Source organism: Pseudomonas laurylsulfatiphila, assembly GCF_002934665.1.
GTDB lineage: Bacteria > Pseudomonadota > Gammaproteobacteria > Pseudomonadales > Pseudomonadaceae > Aquipseudomonas > Aquipseudomonas laurylsulfatiphila.
Map to the genome: position 1 here is coordinate 554,435 of NZ_NIRS01000002.1, position 23,594 is coordinate 578,028.

19 protein-coding genes are annotated in these 23,594 nt (G+C 57.6%); 10 read left to right on the plus strand and 9 right to left on the minus strand.

The window, feature by feature from the left end:
- Positions 1–88 precede the first annotated feature (88 nt).
- The 3 genes from gfa to CD175_RS08330 all read left to right on the plus strand — a co-directional run bounded on the left by gfa (position 89) and on the right by CD175_RS08330 (position 2,678).
- Positions 89–667, plus strand: coding sequence for an S-(hydroxymethyl)glutathione synthase (gene gfa, locus CD175_RS08320; RefSeq protein ID WP_104448479.1), 579 nt, complete (start codon positions 89–91; stop codon positions 665–667).
- Between the two features lie 335 nt (positions 668–1,002).
- Positions 1,003–1,812 (plus strand): glycosyltransferase family 2 protein, encoded by an 810-nt coding sequence (locus tag CD175_RS08325; protein WP_104448480.1) that lies wholly within the window; start codon positions 1,003–1,005, stop codon positions 1,810–1,812.
- A 62-nt stretch (positions 1,813–1,874) separates the two neighbouring features.
- Positions 1,875–2,678: a 2OG-Fe(II) oxygenase gene (locus CD175_RS08330; protein WP_104448481.1), complete on the plus strand. Its 804-nt coding sequence runs from the start codon at positions 1,875–1,877 to the stop codon at positions 2,676–2,678.
- Positions 2,679–3,043: 365 nt separating this feature from the next.
- Here CD175_RS08330 and CD175_RS08335 read toward each other — a convergent pair whose 3' ends face one another.
- On the minus strand, positions 3,044–3,379 hold the full coding sequence (locus CD175_RS08335; protein WP_240628945.1) for a hypothetical protein: 336 nt from the start codon (positions 3,377–3,379) through the stop codon (positions 3,044–3,046).
- 316 nt (positions 3,380–3,695) lie between these two features.
- Between CD175_RS08335 and CD175_RS08340 the strand changes: the two genes are divergently transcribed.
- A complete protein-coding gene (locus CD175_RS08340) occupies positions 3,696–4,397 on the plus strand; it encodes an EthD domain-containing protein (RefSeq protein ID WP_104448483.1) in 702 nt (233 codons plus the stop codon).
- 69 nt (positions 4,398–4,466) lie between these two features.
- Here CD175_RS08340 and CD175_RS08345 read toward each other — a convergent pair whose 3' ends face one another.
- The gene (locus CD175_RS08345; protein WP_104448484.1) at positions 4,467–5,402 is read right to left on the minus strand and encodes a LysR substrate-binding domain-containing protein; all 936 of its coding nucleotides are present in this window, start codon (positions 5,400–5,402) and stop codon (positions 4,467–4,469) included.
- Positions 5,403–5,492: 90 nt separating this feature from the next.
- On the opposite strand from CD175_RS08345, the gene CD175_RS08350 reads away from it, so the two are divergent.
- The gene (locus CD175_RS08350; protein WP_104448485.1) at positions 5,493–6,443 is read left to right on the plus strand and encodes a DMT family transporter; all 951 of its coding nucleotides are present in this window, start codon (positions 5,493–5,495) and stop codon (positions 6,441–6,443) included.
- 65 nt (positions 6,444–6,508) lie between these two features.
- On the opposite strand, the gene CD175_RS08355 is transcribed toward CD175_RS08350, so the two are convergent.
- The 3 genes from CD175_RS08355 to CD175_RS08365 are packed head-to-tail and all read right to left on the minus strand — an operon-like array spanning position 6,509 to position 10,348.
- Positions 6,509–7,936: a GGDEF domain-containing protein gene (locus CD175_RS08355; protein WP_104448486.1), complete on the minus strand. Its 1,428-nt coding sequence runs from the start codon at positions 7,934–7,936 to the stop codon at positions 6,509–6,511.
- 23 nt (positions 7,937–7,959) lie between these two features.
- Positions 7,960–8,919: an alpha/beta fold hydrolase gene (locus CD175_RS08360; RefSeq protein WP_104448487.1), complete on the minus strand. Its 960-nt coding sequence runs from the start codon at positions 8,917–8,919 to the stop codon at positions 7,960–7,962.
- 16 nt (positions 8,920–8,935) lie between these two features.
- Entirely contained in the window at positions 8,936–10,348 is a 1,413-nt protein-coding gene (locus CD175_RS08365; protein ID WP_104448488.1) for an NAD(P)/FAD-dependent oxidoreductase, read from the minus strand.
- Positions 10,349–10,827: 479 nt separating this feature from the next.
- Here CD175_RS08365 and CD175_RS08370 point away from each other — a divergent pair, with 479 nt between their 5' ends.
- Both CD175_RS08370 and CD175_RS08375 read left to right on the plus strand, forming a co-directional pair.
- Positions 10,828–11,106 (plus strand): DUF2790 domain-containing protein, encoded by a 279-nt coding sequence (locus tag CD175_RS08370; protein ID WP_095967106.1) that lies wholly within the window; start codon positions 10,828–10,830, stop codon positions 11,104–11,106.
- A gap of 282 nt (positions 11,107–11,388) precedes the next feature.
- Positions 11,389–12,042 carry a hypothetical protein gene (locus CD175_RS08375; protein WP_104448489.1) on the plus strand — a complete coding sequence of 218 codons (654 nt, stop codon included), beginning with the start codon at positions 11,389–11,391 and terminating at the stop codon, positions 12,040–12,042.
- Positions 12,043–12,144: 102 nt separating this feature from the next.
- Here CD175_RS08375 and CD175_RS08380 read toward each other — a convergent pair whose 3' ends face one another.
- Together CD175_RS08380 and CD175_RS08385 are read right to left on the minus strand one after the other, a co-directional pair.
- Complete coding sequence (locus CD175_RS08380; RefSeq protein ID WP_104448490.1) at positions 12,145–12,444, minus strand: hypothetical protein; 300 nt, start codon at positions 12,442–12,444, stop codon at positions 12,145–12,147.
- A 242-nt stretch (positions 12,445–12,686) separates the two neighbouring features.
- Entirely contained in the window at positions 12,687–13,328 is a 642-nt protein-coding gene (locus CD175_RS08385; protein WP_102701131.1) for a response regulator, read from the minus strand.
- 349 nt (positions 13,329–13,677) lie between these two features.
- Here CD175_RS08385 and CD175_RS08390 point away from each other — a divergent pair, with 349 nt between their 5' ends.
- The 3 genes from CD175_RS08390 (at position 13,678) to CD175_RS08400 (ending at position 20,977) form a co-directional block, all read left to right on the plus strand.
- Positions 13,678–18,540: a response regulator gene (locus CD175_RS08390; protein WP_104448491.1), complete on the plus strand. Its 4,863-nt coding sequence runs from the start codon at positions 13,678–13,680 to the stop codon at positions 18,538–18,540.
- Positions 18,537–19,667, plus strand: a complete 1,131-nt coding sequence (locus tag CD175_RS08395) for an ATP-binding response regulator (RefSeq protein WP_104448492.1) — start codon at positions 18,537–18,539, stop codon at positions 19,665–19,667. The genes CD175_RS08390 and CD175_RS08395 overlap by 4 nt, the downstream gene beginning before the upstream one ends.
- A gap of 257 nt (positions 19,668–19,924) precedes the next feature.
- Positions 19,925–20,977, plus strand: a complete 1,053-nt coding sequence (locus CD175_RS08400) for an alpha/beta hydrolase family protein (RefSeq protein ID WP_104448493.1) — start codon at positions 19,925–19,927, stop codon at positions 20,975–20,977.
- A 142-nt stretch (positions 20,978–21,119) separates the two neighbouring features.
- On the opposite strand, the gene CD175_RS08405 is transcribed toward CD175_RS08400, so the two are convergent.
- On the minus strand, positions 21,120–21,920 hold the full coding sequence (locus CD175_RS08405) for a GNAT family N-acetyltransferase (protein ID WP_104448494.1): 801 nt from the start codon (positions 21,918–21,920) through the stop codon (positions 21,120–21,122).
- 141 nt (positions 21,921–22,061) lie between these two features.
- Positions 22,062–23,492 (minus strand): aldehyde dehydrogenase family protein, encoded by a 1,431-nt coding sequence (locus tag CD175_RS08410; protein ID WP_104448495.1) that lies wholly within the window; start codon positions 23,490–23,492, stop codon positions 22,062–22,064.
- Between the last annotated feature and the right edge of the window lie 102 nt (positions 23,493–23,594).

Consider the following 23,594-nt stretch of genomic DNA (forward strand, 5'->3'; position numbering starts at 1 on the left):
ACTGTGTCCTTTTCAAAATCTGCTGATCCAACGGTCTGGGGCACGGCCCCAGGCACCTTTGTCTGCCCCCTGAAACGGAGACGCCAGCATGAGCACCCTGCAACTTCACCCTGCACTGGACAATGGTATCCAACCCGCCGCCGCGAATTTCACAGGCGGCACCCTGCAATGCCTGTGTGCGACCGACAAGGTCGAGGTCAGGATCGACGCTCAAACCCTGCATAACCACGCGTGCGGCTGCAGCAAATGCTGGAAACCACAAAACGCGGTATTCGCCGTCATCGCCGTGGTGCCTCGAGATAAGGTCAGCGTGATTGCCCACGGCGAAAAACTGGCGATTGTCGACGAAGCCGCCACCATCCAGCGCCACGCCTGCAAGCAGTGTCACGCCCATCTCTTCGGGCGCATCGAGAACAAGGACCATGCGTTTTATGGCCTGGACTTCGTCCACACCGAGCTTTCGCCACAGCGCGGATGGGCGGCGCCGGGATTCGCGGCGTTCGTGTCCTCCATCATCGAAACCGGCACACCGCCAGCGCAAATGAAGGCTATCCGCGAGCGCTTGCGCTCGATCGGCCTGGAACCTTATGACTGCCTTTCCCCGGACTTGATGGACGCACTGGCGACCCATGTCGCCAAACAGAGAGGCCTGCTGCCCGCCGCCTGATCGATTGGTCGCCGCGGTTTCTTGTCCGGACCGCGGCGCCGATTCACCTTGAGATTGAAGCCAGTTCCCCCACCCCGGATGGACTCATTTATCGCCCCATCCGATGTAACGAACTATTTCGTGGATATTTACCTATAGAGAGGATCCTTATACGATGAGGCCCGCATCCACTGCTCTCCCTCAGGCGCGAGTAAGCCATCTAAATTTAGTGCATGACAAAGCGACTTGAAAATTGAGCTTTACAGACGAAAAACCTTGCGCGGGCAAATACGCGAAACCGGACACGGACTCAATCGCCCCCACCTATAAATACAATATCATTGAGCACCCGAACAATGAACAGTACTAGCCCCCCGACTGAATTCCCCAATAATTTCAGCATCGTCATCGTGAACTACAAGACACCGGAAATCACCAAGATATGCTTAGAGTTATTGCACCAGCACGTGGGTGGCCACAACGTCCCAATCTGGGTGGTTGACAACTACTCGGCCGATGAAAGCACTGAATACTTGCGAACACTGGACTGGATCAATTTAATCGAACGATCCGTTTCCGAACCGGAAGCAGGCCATATCGCGCACGGCAAGGCACTCGACATGGTGCTGGAGCGAGTCGAAACCGATTATTTGATCCTGATGCATACCGACACGTTCGTTTTCGATAAAAATGTCTTTCCGATGATACTGAACAAGTGCATCAATAATAAAAAAGTCGCAGCCGTCGGGTGTGTAGAGCAATTAAATCGTGGCACCGCGAGAACGCTTTGGCGCTTTAGCTCGCGACTGTTCAAACACCACTATCGACGCTTTAAAATCTCCATGGGATTACGCTCCAGAGAACCAAAACCCTACAAAGAAGTCTACTTGAAGAGCTTCTTTACATTGTGGAACTGCAAACTCGTCAAACAGCACGGCATGCACTTTTCGATGGATGATCGTGTTCCCGGGTATACTCTTCAAGACCGAATGACCCAACTTGGTTATATCGTTGAAACTTTATCGCCACGTAAAATCTTCAGCTATCTTGATCATATCCAGGCGGGGACTGTTGCAGCAGCTGGCGGCTATGGAAAGACTCATAGACGAACCAAAATGTACAATAATATACTTAAGCGTCTGAACAAGGGTGACGGCAAGGCTTAAGCTACGCCGACACGCATAAGCCAGTCACCCGCAGGTCGTTATATCAAGTTATCGGAGCAATAATGGCAGTCATCACTCAGGCACTACCCATCACCCTCTCACCGGAGCTTGATTTCGACCAGAACGACGCCAGCGCCTTTGGTGAGTCATTGACTGGCCAATATGTGCAGGCCACGCCATTTCCGCACATCGTCATCGACAACTTCTTGCACGAAGACCTGATTGCAAGCATTTGCTCGAACTTCCCGGTCGAGCCAACCAACAACGAAATGCTCTACGAGCGCGGCTATAAAGGGCAACGAAAGCGTCAAATCAGCCCCAACGAATGCTCTCCGTTTTTAAAGACTGTTTTCAATGCTTTCAACTCGGCACCCATGCTGCAGTTTCTTGAGAAGTTAACCGGCATCGAAGGCTTGATACCTGACCCCTACTTTACCGGTGGTGGCTTGCATGAAACGAAAAGCGGCGGTTTCCTGGGGGTGCACTCGGACTTCAGGCTCAACAAGAAGCTTAACGTCGAGCGCAGGCTGAATATCATTATTTATCTGAACGAAGACTGGAAAGAGGAGTATGGAGGCAACCTGGAACTTTGGGATGTCAACATGAAAACCTGCCTTAAAAAGGTCTTGCCCATTTACAATCGCTGCGTCGTTTTCAATACAGACAAAGACAGCAACCATGGGCACCCGGAGCCTTTGACGACCCCAGAGCACATCACTCGCAGGTCTATAGCGCTTTATTACTACACCGCCGGCACCTTGGCGATCGATCCCGCGCAAAGAAACAAAACCCACTACAAACCAAGACCCAAAGATCGTTTCAGCCTCAAGTACTACATGAACAAATTAATCAAGAAGAAAAACTGAGCCATACCGCCAGACGATTGAGTTCGTGCTTTTCAGGCTTTAGCTCGATGCCCGGTCGCGAGCAGCTCCGTCGGGCACCAGCACTCGGTGCACGGTCACGCGCCGGCAAGCCGAAAGCCTCTGGATCGCTCCTGCTGCAAGGGTAACGGAACGGAAACGTGAACGAGGGTGTCAGCTGTTTAGACACCCCTGTTTCTTCCCTCAACCCAAATGAAGCGGTGAAGTCATGAACAATATTATCTACCTCGTTGGCGCCGTCGTGATCGTCCTGTTTATCCTGTCGTTTGTCGGCATGGTCTGATCCGGACTGCCAGATGCCAAGGGCAAAATAGCCCGCTCAATGGCGGGCTTCGTAATCGGCTTTTTTATGGCACGCGGCTCAAACCCTTGCGCAAATCGTCCTCCAGCTTTCGACAAACCTCCGCGATGATGCTTTTTCCGACTGCCGGGCCGGAGTAGCTGTCTATTTCCTCGCGGCATTGTTCGGCGGCCTCACGGGCCTGCATGCTTTCCTTGTCTTGCGATGTGTTGCTGACATAAAAACCGACTGCCAGGTACAAGGTGATTGCGACAGTGAGTCCAACGACGATCTTGCCGACCCGGCCCATTTTATTTTCTGACGGTATTGGCCACCCGGGCGGGATTCGTATTTTTTGCCTGAGGTCGGATTGGCAGTGTTTACATAAAATGGCTTCAGCCATGATGACTTCCGCGCAATAGGAGCAATTCTTTTTTCCAGCCTCCACAGATGAAACTCCTTTTTCAAAAACGAGATTCTATCATTGGGTTCGGGGGCGAGAGACAACGTCGCTGTTCAGCCGGTTGAATCCACAGCCAGAAGCGGACAGTCGAGCGTGGCCCGCCCCCAAAGCGCCGGCATCTCCCCGCCTATTTTTGTTGAATAGTCTGTTTGAGGTATTACCGAGGGCTGAGTTTGATCAACCATGACGCCAGTATTTTCCCCACATGTCTGCACGGTTGCTTCATCCATCAATCACAACGAGGCGCTTGATCGCTATGGAAAAAGTCATCTATCTGCTGTGGCGTGATGCTCAAGTCAGTCCTGATACCTTCAGCCATCGCCTGCGCAGTGAAGTCGCCGGGCAATTGCTGGCACTCGGTGCCAGTAGCGTGCAACTGAACCTGTCCGATGTCGATGTGCAGCCCGCAGCCGGGCTGCGCCAGGAAAACAACCGACCACTGCCCGATGCCAGCCTGTCGCTGTGGCTGGACAGTGCCAACGGTCCCGCTCGTCGTCCTTTCGACAGCGTCATCACGGCCGCAACGGCACGCATGGCTGCCTACCTGGTATGCGAGTCGGTAGCCATCGCCAATACTCGCTTCCCGTCAACGCCCGGTGAACGTACTCACGGGTTCGCCCAGTTGGCCCTGCTGACCCGACCTCCGCGTCTGACGCACGAAGCCTGGCTGGACATCTGGCGCAACCATCACACTGAGGTGGCCGTAGACACGCAGGACAACTTCCAATACGTGCAAAACCTGGTGGTGTTGGCGTTGTCGCACGGTGCGCCAAGGATCGATGCCATAGTCGAAGAATGTTTCCCACCCGCTGCCATGACCGATCCCCGGGCCTTTTTCGATGCCGTGGGCGACGAAGCGAAATTCCAGCGTAACCTGGCGACGATGATGGACAGCTGCAGCCGATTCCTTGATTTCGACAAGATCGACGTGCTGCCTACCAGCCAGTACTGTCTATAGGACCGGGTAATCGCCAAGCGTGCGCGGCTGAATGTTGATGTCCACTTTTCCAGGGTGCTGATTCGGCCATCAGTCACCCATCGACCCCAGGAGCCACTGGCGAAATATCTCGGCAGCGGCAGAACGCTTACGATGCTTGAGCGACACCAGGAATTCGCCATTGCCTGTCACGCATTCGAAAGGCGTCACCCGCTGCAATTCTCCCTTGGCCAGCGCCTCATCGGCCATGAACGTCCAGGCCAGGCCGATGCCCATGCCTTGTTGAACGGCCCGATACGCCAACGTCAGCTGGTTGAAGACCGGGGCTTTGTCGCGCGCGACGAAGTCGATACCAAAGTGGCCGAACCATTGATGCCAGTCCAGACACTGCCAGGCGCAGGTGTCGATCTGCACCAGGTTGGCTTGCGCCAATTGTTCCAGCGTCTCAACCCCCGAGACATCCAGAGAAGGATGAGCCACGGCATAGACGATTTCCGGCAGCAGGAAATCGCTGTCCAGCGAAGGCCATTGGCCAGAACCGTAGAGAACACCCACGTCGAAATCATTGAGGCTGGCCTCATCGAATTCATTCATCGCGTGCACGTGCACGGCGATGTCGGGGTACGCCTTGTTGAATTCGATCAGTTTCGGGAACAGCCAGAATTGGGCCAGGGCATGGGTCGCCAGCACAGAGACGGCGTTGGACTGATGAACGTTGCGAATTCGCGTGACGCTTTGGTACATCGTGGTGAGGAGCACGTTGACTGTCATCAGCAGTTCATCCCCTGCGCTGGTCAACTTGACCCCTCTCGGTTTGCGCTCGAAGAGCGGGACGCCCATGCAGTCTTCAAGCTGGCGCATCTGTTTGCTCACGGCGCTCTGGGTCAGAAACAGTTCGCCGGCGGCGCCCGTGAAGCTGGCGTGTCGTCCCACGGCCTCGAACGTGATCAGGGTCTCCAATGGGGGCAAGGTACGCAGATAACGGTTGATGACGGATCTCCAGGACTGGCGATTGCTGCAAGACATTCCCCTGCGGAATGGGTGACCAACTTTATATCGCAGGTGGCGCTTATCTGCCATGGCTAGAATGCGGCTAAACAGCCTGCCAGAGCCAAGATGATGAACAGTGGCGTTGTATTTGCGATATTGGCGGGTGCCATCTGGGGTGGCGTGATTATCGGCCCTTCGTTGCTGCCGGAATTCAATGCCGTGCTGATCAGCAGCGTAAGGTTTGCCCTGTACGGGATGATCTCGCTCCTCGTGGCCTTGCCCTTCGCGTCCCGGCTGCTGTCGCGTTTGACGCGCCGCGATGTCTGGATGCTGCTGCGTCTGTCACTGACCGGCAATGTCCTGAACTACGCGCTCCTGGGCGCTTCCGTACAACTGAGCGGGGTGACCGCGGCCGCCCTTATCAACGGCATGATGCCGGTCGCCATCACCTTTCTGGGGCGTAGCGATGCAGGGTCCCTGCCCCTGACCAGGCTCAAGCTCCCCTTGCTGCTGGTATTCCTGGGCATCGTATCGGTCAGTCTGGAACATACCGGCGTGCAGGTGGAGAGCACCTCGCTGTCTTCCCGGTTACTGGGCCTGGCGTGCGGGTTCAGTGCCGTGGCCTGCTGGTCGTGGTACGCCACCCACAACGCCCGGTATCTCAAACAAAGCCATTTCAACAGCAGCGAATGGTCGACGCTGACCGGCATCGTGACAGGCATCGTGGCGATCGTGTTCGGCATCGCGGCTTTAATGCTGTTCCCGAACCTGGTGCCCTCTGAGGTTGAAAGCAGCCGCTGGACGACTTTCCTGTGGGTATGCCTGTTCCTGGCACTCTGTGGTTCATGGCTGGCCAATGGGCTTTGGAATGCTTGCTCGCGTCGCATGCCCGCGTCGTTGAGCGGCCAGATGATCGTGTTCGAAACGCTGTTTGCCTGCGTTTACGGTTTTCTGTTCAGCCAGCGCATGCCTGGCTTGATGGAAGTGGTCTCGATCGTGTTGCTGGTGGGCGGGGTCGTATGGGCGGCGAAACGTCATCGGATAATGCCGGTGAAACAGGCTGAACCCTGCGAATGACAGCCGATACCGTGGCGCAAAGCCGGGTATCGGTGCCGACGCTTTCGGCGACGTCGAGACGACGGTCAGGGCAGAGGTTGGAGATTGGTCTTGAAGGCAGTGACCACACGGTTACGGCCTTCGTGTTTAGCGTGATACAGGCGTTGATCGGCTGTACGCAGAATGGCCTCGATGGTGTCGCCATCGCGACCGGATTGCGATACGCCGATGCTCACTGTGACCACGGTTGGCCGCTGCAGGCCATGAAAAGAACTATTGGCAACGGTGCTTCGCAGACGCTCGGCGATTTCGTGCGCGCCTTCAAGTGAAGTCTGAGGCAGCAGTATCATGAATTCTTCTCCGCCCACTCGGGCCACGCCGTCATACGGCCGGATCGAATCGAGGCATTTCTCCACGAAACTCTTCAGGATGTCATCGCCCACCTGATGCCCGAAGCGGTCGTTGATGGACTTGAAATTATCCAGATCCAGTGCCAACACGGAGAACGGCGCATCGCCACGTTTGGTCCGGCCAATTTCGCCTTCGACCCGCTCCATGAACCGACGCCGATTATCAGCGCCTGTCAGTGGATCGGTCGCCGCAAGGTGCCCGAGTTCTTGATTGGTGCGCTGGAGTTCCTGCAGGGCGCTCTCGGCATACGCCATCGCTTCGGCAAGACGCACCATCAACTCCTCTTGGCTGTAGATCCTGGAAAACGACCGCGTGGTAAGGAACGCTTGCCCGACCCCATAGCTCAACATGAAGAATCCACCGGCGAAGATCGCGTGAGCGAGCCACCACATATGGTTCCACGGACGTGCAAGGATGAAGGCAAGGGAGGACAGCGCGAACGCGGTGACCGAGATGATGAAAATGGTCATCAGCGGCGAACGGATACGGCGCAGCAGAAGTATTGTCACGGTCAACGTGGAAAGAACGAGGGCACCCCCCTCCATCGAGAGGCGCACCGCGAGATTACCGGCGATCGGCAAATTCGCGACGTACGCCACTGCCAGGTCAACCACCAGGAACAGTCCTATCCAGGTCAACCACGGGCGGGCCTTCATTCGTTGGTCCGCGGCATCCGGTGGGCGGTGGTACGACAGCATTCCGATTAACAGCAAAATCGACATGACCAGTCGAGAGGCCGGTCCATAAAGCAGGAAGAGCCAGATATTGTGGTGTGCAAGCCCGGTGAACGCACCATGCAACGCGTAGATCACTACAAAGCCGAGAAATCCAAGCGTCATCCATCGCAGCAGCGGCTCTCCCGATGACTGATAACAGCGCCACGTGACGTAAGTCACAAACAGGCCTGCCAGGGTGGCTGCCGTGATCGCAAAGATATGGAACAGGTGATTTTCGAATAAAAGCGTGGGGTCCTGAAAAAAGTACAAGTAGCCAATCAGATACGCCGGAACAAGCGAAAACCCTGCGAGCAGCAAGCAGGCGTAAACCTTGACCATCAGGCGAACGGCTTCAGGTGGCTCGTCGGTGGCGATGAGATTGCTCATGGGACCCTCCGGTTTCGATCCGTTCATAGTTTTTTCAGGAACCCCAGTAGCAGCTCATTGACCTCTGTCGCCCGCTCTTGCTGTATCCAGTGGCCGGCACCTTCGAGGATATGACACCCGCGCAGTTCCGGCAGTGTCTGCGCGAAGGCTTCGATCTGCCGCGGGGAACTCGGAAACTTCAGCACGGCGTCGCGGCTCCCGGCAATGAACATCGAAGGCTGGCGGATAATGCAACCGCGCCAGGGTGCCAGCAGTGCCCATGAGCGCGTCATGTTGCGGTACCAGTTCAAGCCGCCGCGAAATCCGCTGCGGGTGAATTCGCGGGTGTAGTAGGCAATATCCTCCAGGCTTAGCCAGCCTGGCAGGGTTTCAGGCTCGATCATCGCGCCCAGGAAGCCCTGGCCCGGCTGCAGCCGGCCGAACACCGGCCCCTCGGGCGCGTCCCCCGAGCCACTGAAGTAGATGCACCGGATCGACGACTCGACGTCTCTTTCCAGCTCGGCCTCGGCCACACCCGGCGCCTGGAAATACTGGATGTAGAAGTCGCTGATACCCCGCGAGACCAGCGCGCTGAGGAGCTCCACGCGCGCCGGCGGCGAGAAGGGAACGCTCATGCCGACCACTGCGTGGAACATATCGGGTCGCAGCAATGCGGCGCTCCAGGCCACCTGCGCACCCCAGTCATGGCCGACGATCACGGCTTGCCGTTCGCCGAGTGCGTTGACCAACTCGACCATGTCGCCTACCAGGTGGAGCGTGGTGTAGGCGTCGGGTTCGGCCGGCGCATCTGTGCCGCCATAGCCGCGCATGTCGGGCGCTACCGCCCTGTAGCCGGCGGCCGCCAGCGCCGCAAGCTGGTTGCGCCACGAATACCACAGCTCCGGAAAACCGTGGCATAGCAAAACCAGCGGGCCGCTACCTTGCGTGGCTATCCGCATGCGGATGCCATTGATGTCGAGCAGTTCGAGGTGTGGCTCGTTCATGTGCGCTTCCTGCGATTCAAGCGATGGCCCCCAGCAACCGTGGCAAACTCGCCACAGCCTGCTGCCTGCTGACATAGAGTCGATGCAGCTGTGCCAGTTTCTCGGTGTCGGTTTCTTGCAAACCCCTGACCACCGCCGTCATGAAGTACAAACGCGACTGCTTGATCCAGCGGGCCAGGCCGTCATGCTCTCCCCAGCGTAGTTGATTACCCAGGTAGACCGCCCAGATTCTGATCCAGTCCGTGGGGACGTGAGGCGGGGGGACCATTGTGCAGAGCGCATTCATCTGCGTTTGATCGACCAGGTGGCTTTCCACATAGGCGATCAAGGCCGCGCTGAACACGGGTTGGCAACTGCTGACCATCCACAGGTTGATCTTGCCGCCATCGAACACCTTCATGTCCGGGAGTGTCGGGATGGCACTGGCGCTGCAATCAATGTGCAGAGCATTTGGGCCCGTGGCGATACTGCCCTGCTCGAGCACGATGCGCGTTGGCTCGATCACCCGCACCCGCCCCAGGCGCACGATGTTGTCGATGCGTCGCAGCTCACGCAGTTCCGCCTGTGTGACGCTGGCGCAACGGTAGGCAGTGGGTTCGACGGACGTGTCCAGGCGCAGGAGCTGACCTGTCGCCTCAAGCCTGGTGAACAGGTCCGGGATCGAGTCTGCGGCGGCGATGGCCTCGAACTGTGCCGTGAGCCCCCCGATGGTTCGTTCGAAGCTGTCGAGACCGGGTTGCATGTTGGCCCGGTCGATCAACCACGGATCGTTCGGCATGATCCAGCAGATTGTTGCGGGCGCAACACCGTTTTGCAGCAACCACAGGCAAGCGTCGATCCCGGTCTTGCCCGATCCCACCACGACGTAGCTGGCGTATGGGTGGCGGATTTTCGGCAAGTCGTTCAGTGGCACGCATTGCACGCCGGGTTCCACCCTGTACCTGGGCGGATGGGTCGAGGGCACGGCCGTCCGGGCATGGGTGGCGTCCACCACCTTTTTGCTCACTCGGACCTGATGGTCTGCGCCGCTGACGAGCGAGGTAAACCGGTGATCGTCAATGCGGTCGCCGGTGTAGTTGCACATGGGGAAAAAACGGACTCGACCTGACGGCAGAAACTGCTGATTCATCACCTGATCGAAGTAGCTCACCACCTCGGCACCGGAGGCCAGCTCATACAAGCCCTCGTTCAGTGCCGTCGTGTCTTTCGTTCCGCTGCCCAGTTCCCGTGAGTTGACGCCATAGAAGGCCGAGGGCTGGTGCAATCGGACAAAGGGATAGGCATCATTCCAGTGCCCGCCAGCGCGTTCGTGTCGATCCACCATCACGATGCGTGCATTCGTTTCCTTGAGTAGCGTATCGACGAAGGCCATGGCCATCGCGCCAGCACCGATGACCAGGTAGTCGGTTTCAATCGGATTTTCGTCCATATGGCTGCACCGTTCTGAAGGTTGCCCTCCTTCAACCTCCGTAGATTAGCCACCCATGCCACGGGCAATAGAACGAATGCTTCTGACTTCCATAACCAATGGAATTAATGGCTGCAGCCCGCGCGCCAGACGGATGCCCCGCCAACCGCCGGGCTCTATTGTGGTGATCACCGGTTGAATCCACAGCCGATTGCTGCCTGTCACGAAGGACTCGGCCAACTGATTTGAAGGCACTGATTCACCCTGCGTAAAAATCCGTCATGACATGTTATGACCTCCTTCAAAAACGGACTTTAACCAACAAATTCAGGGGTTTTAGGACGAATGGTCGAGAGGCGTCAAGCGCGGGGAATTGCAGAGAGTTTGCAGCCACTACAGGCTTTTCAGACGGGCACGTTCGTCGTGGTGAAGTGAACTTCACTTTCGTCACGTGTCACATTAAGTCCTTGTCAAGTGAACTTCAGTGGAGGTACAGCCTTATGAGCATGGCCACGATCGTCAGTGCCGTGATTTCCAGTCTCGCACCCAGTGTCTTTGACCAGAACAACCTGCAAGACCCCGGTGCGCATGTCTCAGCCGTCGAATACCACTACGGTATGGACATCGATGTGAAACGGGTGCTGCAGCGCACCGATACATCCGACAAGACCGGCGTAGTACCGGTGACCCTGGTCTACGAAGACAGCGAGGGCGAGATTCACAAGATCCGTTTCCTCGAATGGGGTGGAAGCCCTGCCGACCCTACCAGCATTGCCTGATCAACTCGTCGATCGGGTTCCGGGCCTAGCCGCCCCCCCCAACAAGAAACGGAAGTTAAACCTCCTGTGCACTCAGTGCGATTGAGGTTTTGTGTTACCTGAAAATGGACATATTCGAATGACTGAAAGTTCATTCGCGAAACTCACTATTATCTTGGTGGCGTGTTGCCCCAGGATTAATTGATAACAATGGCTGGATCTGAATGGCTGTCAGCAACGGTAAATTCCAATCATGCCGTGTCGCGAGCCAAGTTGATTCACTATTGAATAAAAGAGGTCACCATGGAACTTAGTATGTTCTCTTCGTCCACCGTGGAATATGTGCGTTTGGGCGTTGTATATTTTCATCTTATCGCCTGTTGCGTGGCAATCGGGCTGGTGTTGACCAGTGACATTGCAATGGTCAAGCAACTCCTGAAGGGGGATGCGTCGGGTCACCACGATGACGCGCACATGGAAAGCCTTCAAAAAACCGTATCGCTTGCACTTGTAGCGCTTTGGATTACTGGCATTGGTATCGTCGGGATCGATTATGCCGGTAAAGGGATGGAGTATTTCCTCAATCCAAAACTGCAAGCCAAAATCGGCATCGTTGTACTGCTGACCTTTAACGGCTTCCTGTTGCATAGCGCTGTATTGCCGGCGCTGAAAAAAGCCGGTTCGTTACTCAAACTCTCCTTCAGCCTGCGCATGCTGGCGCTGTTCTCCGGCGCTCTCTCTGCCGTGTCCTGGTTCTATGCCGCCATGCTCGGTGTCGGTCGTCCGCTGGCCTGGAAGTACTCGCTGGTCGAGTTGCTGGCAGCCTATCCGGTTCTCATCGTCGGCGGCTTCGGGATGATGGTCCTGCTCACTGCCTGGGCAAAAGACAGAGACACCGAAGCGCGTATGGAGCAAGGCTTCAGGGCTCCAGGAAACGCCGCCCTCGCTGGATGGTAAAGCCCGGCTGAACAAGGAAGTTCGGCTTCAGCCAATAAAACCCGCTGTTAGCAGTACGGAAACGGTGCTGCTAACGCCGGTTTAAACGAGATCCCGCGGCCTCTATCGCTTCCCCTTCATGCAGACTACGGAAAGATAGGCCCCCCAAAGAACACCACATACGGCAAGTATCAGCTCCGGATTGAAAATACTCTGATCGACCGGTGCCACCAGGATTTCGCTGTAAAGGCACAGGGCGCCTGCGATCAACGCAATAAAGTAGCCAGTCCGTGTTCTGGTCCGGCGCAGCAACAGAACCTTTTTCAGACCCTCTTCTTTCCATTCCTGACGGGGCATGAGTTGGATTTCCTCCAGCAGCACCACACCCCACAGTAATGCGCATAACCCATAACCTATCATCATGACTCCCTCCAGTTTGAACGTTGATTCAACATGAATGCAGCGTGCACTCAGTGCTCAACTTGTGAATATCCATTCCGGAGTCTTTTCTGACTCGTTGACGTAGACAACTCCATAGAGCGGACCAAAATTCTCCGAGGGGTAAATATGCTTGATTGGGACGGCCCCCGCTATCGACGTTAGCAGGAGTTCTTTGTGGAGATATCGACCGAAAGCTTGTAGTGGTTCCACTACAAGCAGTCCCCCTAGGTTAACAAGCCGTTTTCAAGTGCATAGCGGGCCAGTTTCGCGTTGCTGTCCATCCCGGTTTTTTCCAGGATGCGTGCCCGGTACGTTGTGACGGTACTCGGACTCAAATGCAGTATCTGAGCGATGCGCACAATTCTTTCGCCTGCAGCGAGGAGCTTCAGTACTTCAAGCTCCCGGTCGGATAGCGCTTCGTGGGGTGCCTCGTCGCCTCTGCCGATCGCGTTGACCAGTTTTTCTGCCAGCTCGGGACTGACGTGCTTGCCGCCTGAGGCCACCTTGCGAACGGCCGCCACCAGGGTGGCGGCGGAAATATCCTTGGTGAGGTATCCCGCTGCGCCGTGCTTGATTGCGCGTAACGCATAGGCCTCGACCGAATGCATGCTCAACATCAGAACGGCGAGCTTGGGCTTGTGCGCACGCATGAGTTTGAGGAGTTCGAGGCCGTTCTTGTCGGGAAGCTGAATATCGACCAGCGCCACATCGAAATCCTGCTCGCGGACCAGGAGCATGGCGTCTTGTGCCGTCTCGGCTTCACCCGTTACGTCGATCTCGCCGGCCGTCTCCAGCATGCGTCGCACGCCGCTACGCACGATGCTGTGATCATCCACCAGCAAGACTCTGATTTTGTGGTCAGTCATCTGTCTTTTCCATTCGCACCCGCAAGGCCCTGGCCATATCGTGTCTCGATGCACAGATGATGTTGAACCCACAGGCCCCGCCGACACAGAGGCGCGCGCTCATGCATTCCCACACTAACCCTGCGGCCAGTGGCCAGCAAGCCATTGAATCTGCTGCCGGGTTCTACGTTAGCAGGTCGGGATTGCACTGCAATATGACAATTTCCCCCGGGATCCGGGGCATTGCGCCAACCTTGCTAGTATTTCGTAAGCCAGCGCTCAGTTTTCGACAGGGTAAATACTGCAATGCCGGCTCCTGCGGCAAAGGTTGATGCCTTGCCCGCGGCATCCATTTTGACTGGACACAGACATGGCCACAGTGACGACACCGATCGAAGTATTGGACATGAAGACATTGCTGGCAGCGCTGAAGTCGTTGCGCAAAGGTGACTTCACCACGCGTATGCCGGAAGACTGGACCGGCATGCCGGGCAAGATCGCCGACACGCTCAACGAGATCATCGACATGGCGGCCGAGACCACCACCGAATTCGAGCGCGTGGCGCAACTGATCGGCAAGCAGGGCAAGGTCGATGAGCGTATCGAATTGCCGATGATGAAAGGCTCGTGGCAAAAGATCGTCAACTCCAGCAATGCGCTCACCAGCGACCTCATCAGCCCGATGAACGAGATCATTCGCGTGGTAGGTTCGGTGGCCGAGGGTAATCTGAGCCAGCAGGTACCGCCGGTACTCGAAGGTCTGAAACTGCGGGGCCAGTTCCTCAAATCCGCCGAGATCGTGAACACCATGGTGACGCGCCTGGGTTCCTTCGCTTCCGAGGTCACCCGCGTGGCGCGGGAAGTCGGTACTGAGGGGATTCTCGGTGGGCAGGCCAATGTCAAAGGGGTGTCCGGCACCTGGAAAGACCTGACCGACTCCGTCAACGACATGGCCGCCAACCTGACCACCCAGATGCGCAACATCGCTTACGTGACGACGGCAGTGGCCAAAGGCGATCTGGGCAAGACGATTACCGTCGAGGCCAGGGGTGAGATTCTCGAGCTGAAAAACACCATCAACACCATGGTCGGCCAGCTCTCGAGTTTCGCTGCGGAGGTGACCCGCGTGGCGCTGGAAGTCGGTACCGAAGGCAAGTTGGGCGGCCAGGCGGAAGTGCGCGGCGTGTCAGGCACCTGGCGCGACCTGACCGAATCGGTCAACGGCATGGCGGCCAACCTGACCACCCAGGTGCGCAACCTCGCACAGGTGACGACGGCGGTGGCGCGCGGCGACCTCGGCAAGAAAATTACCGTTGAAGCCAAGGGCGAAATTCTCGAACTGAAAAACACCATCAACACGATGGTCGACCAGCTCTCCAGCTTCGCCTCGGAGGTGACACGGGTCGCGCTGGAAGTCGGCACCGAAGGCAAACTGGGCGGACAGGCCGAAGTCACCGGCGTGTCCGGTACCTGGAAGGACTTGACCAATTCGGTCAACGGCATGGCGGCAAACCTGACCACCCAGGTGCGCAACATTGCCGACGTGACGACGGCGGTGGCCAACGGCGACCTGTCGCGCAAGATCACAGCCGAAGCGAAAGGTGAAATTCTCCAGCTCAAGGAAACCATCAACACCATGGTGGACCAGCTCTCGACCTTTGCCGACGAAGTGACGCGCATGGCTCGCGAGGTGGGCACTGACGGCAAACTCGGCGGCCAGGCCAAGGTGACGGGCGTCGGTGGGACCTGGAAAGACTTGACCGACTCGGTCAACAGCATGGCGGCCAACCTGACCAATCAGGTGCGCAACATCGCCGACGTGACGACGGCGGTGGCCAAAGGCAACCTGGGACGCAAGATCACCGTGGAAGCCAAGGGCGAAATCATGGAGCTGAAGAACACCATCAACACCATGGTGGACCAGCTCAATAGCTTCGCCGCTGAAGTGACACGGGTGGCGCGCGAAGTCGGCACCGAAGGCAAGCTCGGGGGGCAGGCACAGGTGCAAGGCGTGTCCGGCACCTGGAGGGATCTGACCGAGAACGTGAACTTCATGGCGGCCAACCTGACCAGCCAGGTGCGAGGCATCGCGAAGGTGGTGACCGCCGTCGCCAACGGCGACATGAAGAAGAAGCTGACACTGGAAGCCAAGGGTGAGATCGCCGAACTGGCCGACACCATCAACGGTATGACCGATACGCTGGCGCTGTTCTCCGACCAGGTGACCTCGGTGGCGCGTGAAGTGGGCGTCGAGGGCAAGCTGGGGGGCCAGGCCAACGTGCCGGGTGCTGCCGGCACCTGGCGCGACCTGACTGACAACGTGAACGGTCTGGCGGCCAACCTGACCAACCAGGTACGTGCAATTGCCGATGTGGCGACGGCCGTGACCAAGGGTGATCTGACCCGTTACGTGGAGGTGGAAGCAAAGGGTGAAGTGGCGGAACTGAAGGACAACGTCAACGAGATGATCCGCAACCTGCGGGAAACCACGCGGCAAAACGCGGAGCAGGACTGGCTCAAGAGCAATCTGGCGAAATTCAACCGCCTGCTGCAGGGCCAGCGCGATCTGGCGGCAGTCTCCAAGATGGTGCTGTCTGAACTGGCTCCGCTGATCAACGCCCAGCACGGTGTGTTCTACATGATGGACGAGAACCCGCCGGATCCGGCGAAACTCAAGCTGCTGTCCGCTTATGCGTACAAGGGCAACATCAATGTCAACGATGAGTGGCGGCTCGGCGAGGGCCTGGTCGGGCAATGCGCCTACGAGAAGCGGCGCATCCTGTTGACCGATGTACCGGCCAATTACGTCGCGATTTCATCGGGACTGGGTGCTGCCGCCCCGCTGAATATCATCGTGTTGCCGATCCTGTTCGAGAACAAGGTCAAGGCCGTCGTCGAAATGGCTTCGTTCACGCGCTACAGCATCATTCATCAAACCTTCCTTGATCAGTTGGCCGAATCGATCGGTATCGTGCTCAACACGATCGAAGCGAATATGCGCACCGAAGAACTGCTCAAGCAGTCGCAATCGCTGGCGCACGAGCTGCAAAGGCAACAGGAGGAATTGAGACAGACCAACGAGGAACTGGAGGACAAGGCCGGACTGCTGGCGGAGCAGAAAGCCGAAGTCGAGCGCAAGAACCGCGAAGTCGAGATCACCAAGCTGTCGCTGGAGGAGAAGGCGGAGCAGCTGACACTGACCTCGAAGTACAAGTCCGAATTCCTCTCCAGCATGTCCCATGAGCTCAGAACGCCATTGAACAGCTTGCTGATCCTGGCCCGACAGCTCAGCGACAACGCGGAACACAATCTCACCCCCAGGCAGGTCGAATATGCCAAGACCATCCGCAGCGCGGGCAAAGACCTGCTGGAGCTGATCGACGAGATTCTCTACCTGTCCAAGATCGAGTCGGGTACGGTCACGCTGGATCTGAATGAAGCGCGGTTCGCCGATCTGCACGACCAGATCGAACGCACCTTCCGGCCGGTCGCCGAAAGCCGCGGCCTGACCTTCACGATTGAACTGGCGCCTACCCTGCCCCCCGTCTTGTGGACCGACGAAAAGCGCCTGCTGCAGGTGGTCAAGAACCTGCTGTCCAACGCCTTCAAGTTCACGGAACAAGGCAGCGTCAAGATCAGCATCGCGCCCGTTGCGTCCGGGTGGAGTGTGGATCACAGCGAACTGAATCGCGCCGATGCGGTGGTCGCCTTCGTGGTCACCGACACCGGCATTGGCGTATCGGCCGGCAAGCAGAAGCTGATCTTCGAGGCGTTCCAGCAAGCCGATACCGGAACCTCACGAAAATACGGTGGCACCGGCCTCGGCCTGTCGATCAGCCGCGAGCTCGCACACCGGCTGGGCGGTGAGCTGCGGCTGATCCCCGGTGAGATCGGCAAGGGCAGTACGTTCGCGCTGTACGTGCCCTTGCGTACGCAGGATGCCCAGCGTCAGACGCTGGACGAATCAGTGACAGAGGCAATGCCAGGCCAGGTCAGGCGCGACCTCCTGTCAGGCCCGACTGCACAGATACTCGACGACCGCGAGTCGGTCCAACCCGGCGACCAGGTGCTGCTGATGCTCGAGGGCGACGCCCGATTCGCCGGCATTCTGCTCGAGGCCGCGCACCAGAAGGGGTTCAGGGCAATCGTCACGACCCGTGGCGCGGATGCACTGGAGCTGGTCGAACGTTTCAAACCCGCCGCGATCACGCTGGACCCGGGCCTGACGGACATCGATGGCTGGTTGCTGCTCGAGCAGTTGAAGGGAAATTTCGCCACACGTCATATCCCGGTCCAGATCATCTCGAACACTGACGACCGCACACGCGGGCTGCGCTATGGCGCTTTCGACTATCTGCTCAAGCCGGTCACAGCCGACGAGATTCAACAGGCGCTGGTCGGCATCGTCGCATTCGCAGGGCGCAAGACCAGGAACCTGCTGCTGGTCGACGGCGACGAAGCGAACCGCGCCCGCATCCTCGATCTACTCGGTAACACCGACGTGAAGATCGAAACGACCGCCAGCGGCGCTGAAGCCTTGAAGAAACTGGCAAAGAAACGCTATGACTGCATGGCAATCCATCTCGAACTGCCCGACGCATCCGGCATCAAGCTCCTCGAGGCGTTGCAGGAAGACCAGGCCAGGCGTGAATTGCCGATCGTCGTCTACGGTGCAGAGACACTGACCAAGCCGCAACACGAGCGTTTCCGGACACTGCTGGGCACGGGCGTGATCAAGGCCGTTCAGTCTCCCGAACGCATCCTCGACGAAACCGCACTGTTTCTACACCGTGTCGTCGATAGGCTGTCGCAGACCCAGCGCAGGATGCTGGAAAAACTCTATGAGGGCTCGGACAGCCTCGAGGGTAAAAAGGCCCTGGTGGTCGACGACGACGTGCGCAATATCTTTGCCCTGACCAGCGTGCTCGAGAGCAACAACATGCGGGTGGCCACGGCCGAAAACGGCCGGACCGCCATAGAACTGCTGCAGCAGCAGCCCGATACCGACATCGTGCTGATGGACATCATGATGCCCGAGATGGATGGCTTTGAAACCATGCGCCAGATCCGTACCTTCAAACGATTTGAAGCCCTGCCCATGATTGCGCTGACGGCCAAGGCGATGATGGGTGACCGTGAAAAGTGCATCGAGGCAGGCGCCTCGGATTATGTCAGCAAGCCGGTGGATACCGACCAGCTGCTGTCGCTGATGCGCAAATGGCTCTATCGATGAAGCAACCTCCGGTATTCAAAGAGAGCGCCCAGGTGCGGCACCCTGCCCCGCCTGATGGCGTGCCAGCCTCCGTATTGCTGGTGGATGACAATCCCGCCAAGCTCACGGCGCTCGCCGCGGTGATTACCGACATGGGCCTCGATGTCGCCACGGCGAATTCCGGACGCGAGGCGCTGCGCCTGCTATTGCAGCGCGACTTCGCCGTCATTCTGCTCGACGTGAAAATGCCGGCGATGGACGGTTTTGAAACCGCTGCACTCATTCACGGCCGCCCGAAGTCGGCCCATACCCCCATTATCTTCGTCACCGCAGAGGCCGACACGGATTCCGAGCGTTTCCGCGGTTACACGTCCGGCGCCGTGGATTACATCTTCTCGCCGATTGTGGCCGAGGTGCTTCGCGCCAAGATCCAGGTGTTTGTCGACCTGTTCTACTTGCAGCGCAAACTGACGATACAGGCCGAAGAATTGCTGCAATCGAAACGGCAGCTGCGTGAACTGGCCTCCTATCAAGAGCACATCAAGGAAGAAGAGCGAAAGCGCATCGCACGCGACATCCACGACGAGCTTGGACAGAGTCTGCTGGCGTTGCGCATCGATGTCTCCATGCTGCAGGCGCGCACCGGCACCCTGCACCCCAGGCTCAACGAAAAGGCCAGCGATGCGCTGAATCACCTCGATACCGCCATCCGCAGTGTGCGCAGTATCATCAATGATCTTCGGCCACCCGTACTCGACCTGGGATTGCAGGCCGCGATCGAGTGGCAACTTGAAGAGTTCCGCCAGCGCAGCGCGATCGATTGCACGATGTCGGCGAAAGACGAAAATTTCCGCTGCGACCTGAATGAAAAATCCGCCACGACGCTGTTCCGCATCGTGCAGGAATCACTGTCGAATATTGCCCGGCACGCGCAAGCGACACAGGTGCATATCGAACTCTACAGGGAGGGTCGCCAGCTTTACCTGCAGATCAAGGACAACGGCGTCGGCATGACGGATCGCAAAAAACTCAACTCGTTCGGGTTGGTCGGCATGAAGGAACGCATCAGCATGCTGGGTGGGGAGTTCTCGATCGACAGCGCACCGGACAAAGGAACGAGATTGACGATATCGCTGCCACTGGACTGACGCGGATGGCACTTATGCCAACAGCGCCTTCATCACTCTGGGCCAATAGCGGCCCTTCGGACTTGCCCCGCAAGCCCGGCTGCTGACCGGTCAATGCAGATAACGAAAACTATACATGTCAGTCGGAGTATCGGCTTTAATGTCGGTGCAGATTCACCTGCTCACGGCGCATCATTTCTATAATTTGCGAGATGTGATGCACGCTATCGGTGGGTTCCAGGTTCGGAACCCCTATCTAAATCAAGGAAGACAACCCATTGAAAACAGCTCACGGCGCCCTGCTTTTAACCTGTCTGACGACCAGCGCTCTCGCTGACGTCAACTCTGTCGGCTTCCAATCCTACACCCTGGCGGACCCACACAATGAGCGTCCGCTGGAGATGGTCGTCTGGTATCCCAGTACAACGACCGTCACCCCACAGTTGATAGGCGACGATGTGGTGTTTGTCGGTGCTTCTGCGGTTCGCAACGCGCCACCCTCTGCTGGCGAGCACCCATTGGTGGTGCTCTCCCATGGATTCAGAGGCAATTGGAACAATCAGATCTGGTTGGCGAGTGCATTGGCCCATAAGGGTTACATTGTCGCAGCGGTCAACCACCCCGGCACCACGACCCATGATCGAAGCCCGCAAGCGGCGGCGCAGTTATGGCAGCGGCCCATTGACCTGCATCGGGCCATTGAGGCGGTCACCACTCAACCTGAAAAGTTTGGCGTGGTCACAAAGCGTCAAATTGCTGTAGTGGGCCATTCACTCGGCGGCTGGACTGCAATGGAGATCGCCGGCGCTCGTTTCGACCCCGACCTGTTTGCCCGTGACTGCAAACTCCATCCGCAGTTATCCAGTTGCACCAATTATCAAAAGATCAACCCTGAGAGTACTCCGGCATTAAAGGCTGGTCTGGCCGGCGATTTGCGCGATCAACGCGTCACCGCTGTGGTTTCTCTGGACCTGGGACTCTCGCGCGGGATGACAGATGAGAGCCTTGCGGCACTGCCGGTGCCGGTGCTGGTTATCGCTGCCGGCGCACCATCGGTGGAACTGCCTGCTCAGTTGGAGTCCGCCAACCTGGCCACACGCCTGCCCCAAGCGTCCAGCCGCTATGTCGAGATCAGTGACGCCAGCCATTTCAGCTTCTTGCCGATTTGCAAACCAGGTGCAGTGGCATTGCTCGAAGAGGACATTCCTGGCGATGGCATCATTTGCGGGGATGGCGACAATGCTCGCCCGCGCGAAGTAATCCAACAGCAGGTTACGTCACTGATCACCGAGTTTTTGACGCAGTCCGCGAACAACAAAGTGGAGCTCTAGGATGGCTGGCACTCGGCAACTCAGCAGACCTGAAATTTGCGTAGGAACGCAATTTTTGTGTCGAATCCAGCCACCTATTACGATCAAAAACGTTTTTACACAGCCTCGGCCAGAATCGGACGGTCATACTCAGCCGTTTATCTCAGCTATCGGTCAGGCGGTATAGTGCTTGGGCATGGGATGCCGTTAACCCGGCACGTTCCAGATTTCGGCGGCTTTGGGAGTTGGCCAGCGCGGTCGAAGCGACCCAGTGGCAGCCATGCTTCTTAGCTTGCTCTACTCGGTGAGAAATCAGTCCTCCGTGGTAGCCATAGCCCCGGGCATCCTTTCGGGTTGCAGCCGTTCCAAGGTAGGCAATGCCATTGCTGGCCAAGTACATCGAAGCCCCTGCTACCACTGTCCCTTCCGCTTTCAAGACGTAGATTTTCAGACGTCCGTTAGGCGTCTGCCCTGCAAAGGAAGCCTGATTCAGCAGCCGATGTTCCGGCTTGGTATGAAAGCCGCCCGCGTGCACATCTGCGAATAAAGCCAGAGTTTTCGACGTGACCTCTTCAATTTCGAATGAGTGACGACTCAAAACCACCTTTTCAATGGCACAAGCGAATTGCAAGTGAGTCCACCCCCTCAAACGCTCAAGCCGTGCTTCGCCCACAAAAGCGTATTGCTCCAGCGCCGAAGGTTTTCCGATAAGAGGGGTTACGGTCGAATGCTCCGCTGACTCAGTCAGCAATTTCAACACTGCTAGCGGATCGCCGACGATGTCACCGTAGATGCGGTTGAACATTGGACTTGGCGATGCGTTAACTTGAAAGCATGGAAAGTCTGCGTTGAAAAAAACACGTGCGCCATAAGGATTTCCGCTTACCCCTGCCAGGTTCTCAACACGCGAACGTAAATACTCGCTTTCTGCGGCTTCAATCTCATGAGCCAGTTCAACATCCATGTTCGTCGTCCTTTTTGAAGATTTCCGAGAGAGGTGAAGCGCATCGAACAATACGCTTGCGTCCAAGTACGCACCAGTGACTGGCTCAGCTTCACTGTCTGCCATTCCCGCCCAGTGCTCCCAGACAGGAACCCGACCCGGTCATTTCAACGGTTCATACGTGATCAACGTCTTCGGCTCCAGATATGCGCTCATCCCCCACCTCCCCATTTCGCGCCCAAGGCCTGAATGCTTGAATCCACCGAAAGGGGCACGCGGTTCGTGGGTCAGGGTGTTGATGAGCACGCGTCCCGAATCGATCTGACGGGCGACGTTCATACAGCGTTCGGAACTCTTTCCCAGCACCAGGGCGCTCAGCCCATAGTCCGTGTCGTTGGCAATGCGGATCGCATCAGCATCACCCTCGTAGGGGATGATAGTCAGCACGGGGCCGAAGATTTCCTCACGCGCGATGCGCATCCGGTTGTTGGCATCAGTGAAGATCGTGGGCTTCACGAACCATCCGGCGTGCAAGCCTTCCGGGCGACCTTCGCCACCCGCCAGCAACCTTGCGCCTTCTTCCTGGCCGATACGGATGTAGCGCTGCACCCGTTCCCATTGTTTCTGGCTCACCATCGGGCCGATGTCGGTGTCGGCGTTGCGCGGATCGCCCGATTGAACCTGTGAGACGCTCTCCTTCGCAATCCGCTCGAACTCTGCCAGCCGGCTGCGCGGCACAAGGATGCGAGTACCCGCAATGCAAGCCTGGCCGCTGTTGAGAAATCCGGCTTGCAGCACCAACGGCATGACCGCCTGGAAATCCGCATCGTCAAGCACCACGGTGGGCGACTTGCCGCCGAGTTCGAGCGTCACGCGCTTCATGGTGTCGGCACCGGTTTTTACCAGATGCTGGCCGACAGCGGACGAACCCGTGAAAGAGATCTTGGCAACGTCAGGATGACGGGCGATTTCCTCGCCGACCACATCGCCCCGTCCGTTGACGATATTGAATACACCCGGTGGCAGCCCCGCCTCGTGCAACGCCCTGACCACGACCTGCGTCTGCAACGCGCTTATCTCACTTGGCTTGATGACGGCGGTGCAGCCTGCCGCCAGCGCGGTGGCCAGCTTGTTACAGATGAAGCCCGCATTGCTGTTCCAGGGTGTGATCAGACCGCTAACGCCCACGGGCGTCAGAATGACCCTGGCAATGCCGACCTGTTCCTCGAAATCGAACGCCTCCAGTGCATCGATTGCTTGCGCAATCACGTCAGCCGGATAAGTCGCCATCCAGCGGCCGCGGACCGCAGGTGCGCCGTACTCCACGAGGATGGCTTCCAGCAGTTCTTCCTCCCTGGCCGCCACGGCCCGGTGCACGCGTTGCAGTGCCGCTATACGCTCCTCCCGACTGCTACGAGACCACGCCGGGAACGCAGCCTTGGCGGCTGCGATGGCACGCTGTGCGTCCAGTGCATCGCCCAGCCGAACCTGACCGATGACTTCCTCGGTGCTCGGGTTATGAAGGTCGAACCATTCCTGACCGTGTGGAATGACGAACTCGCCGTTGATGTAGATGTGTTCAATGCGTTGCATGGCGACTCCTCGCTCAAAATGACTCGCCTGAATCGAGCCTCTGTGATGCGAAGTCTAAGAGGGGATCATTGTTCCGATAAGCTATCCTTTGGCTTATGAAAC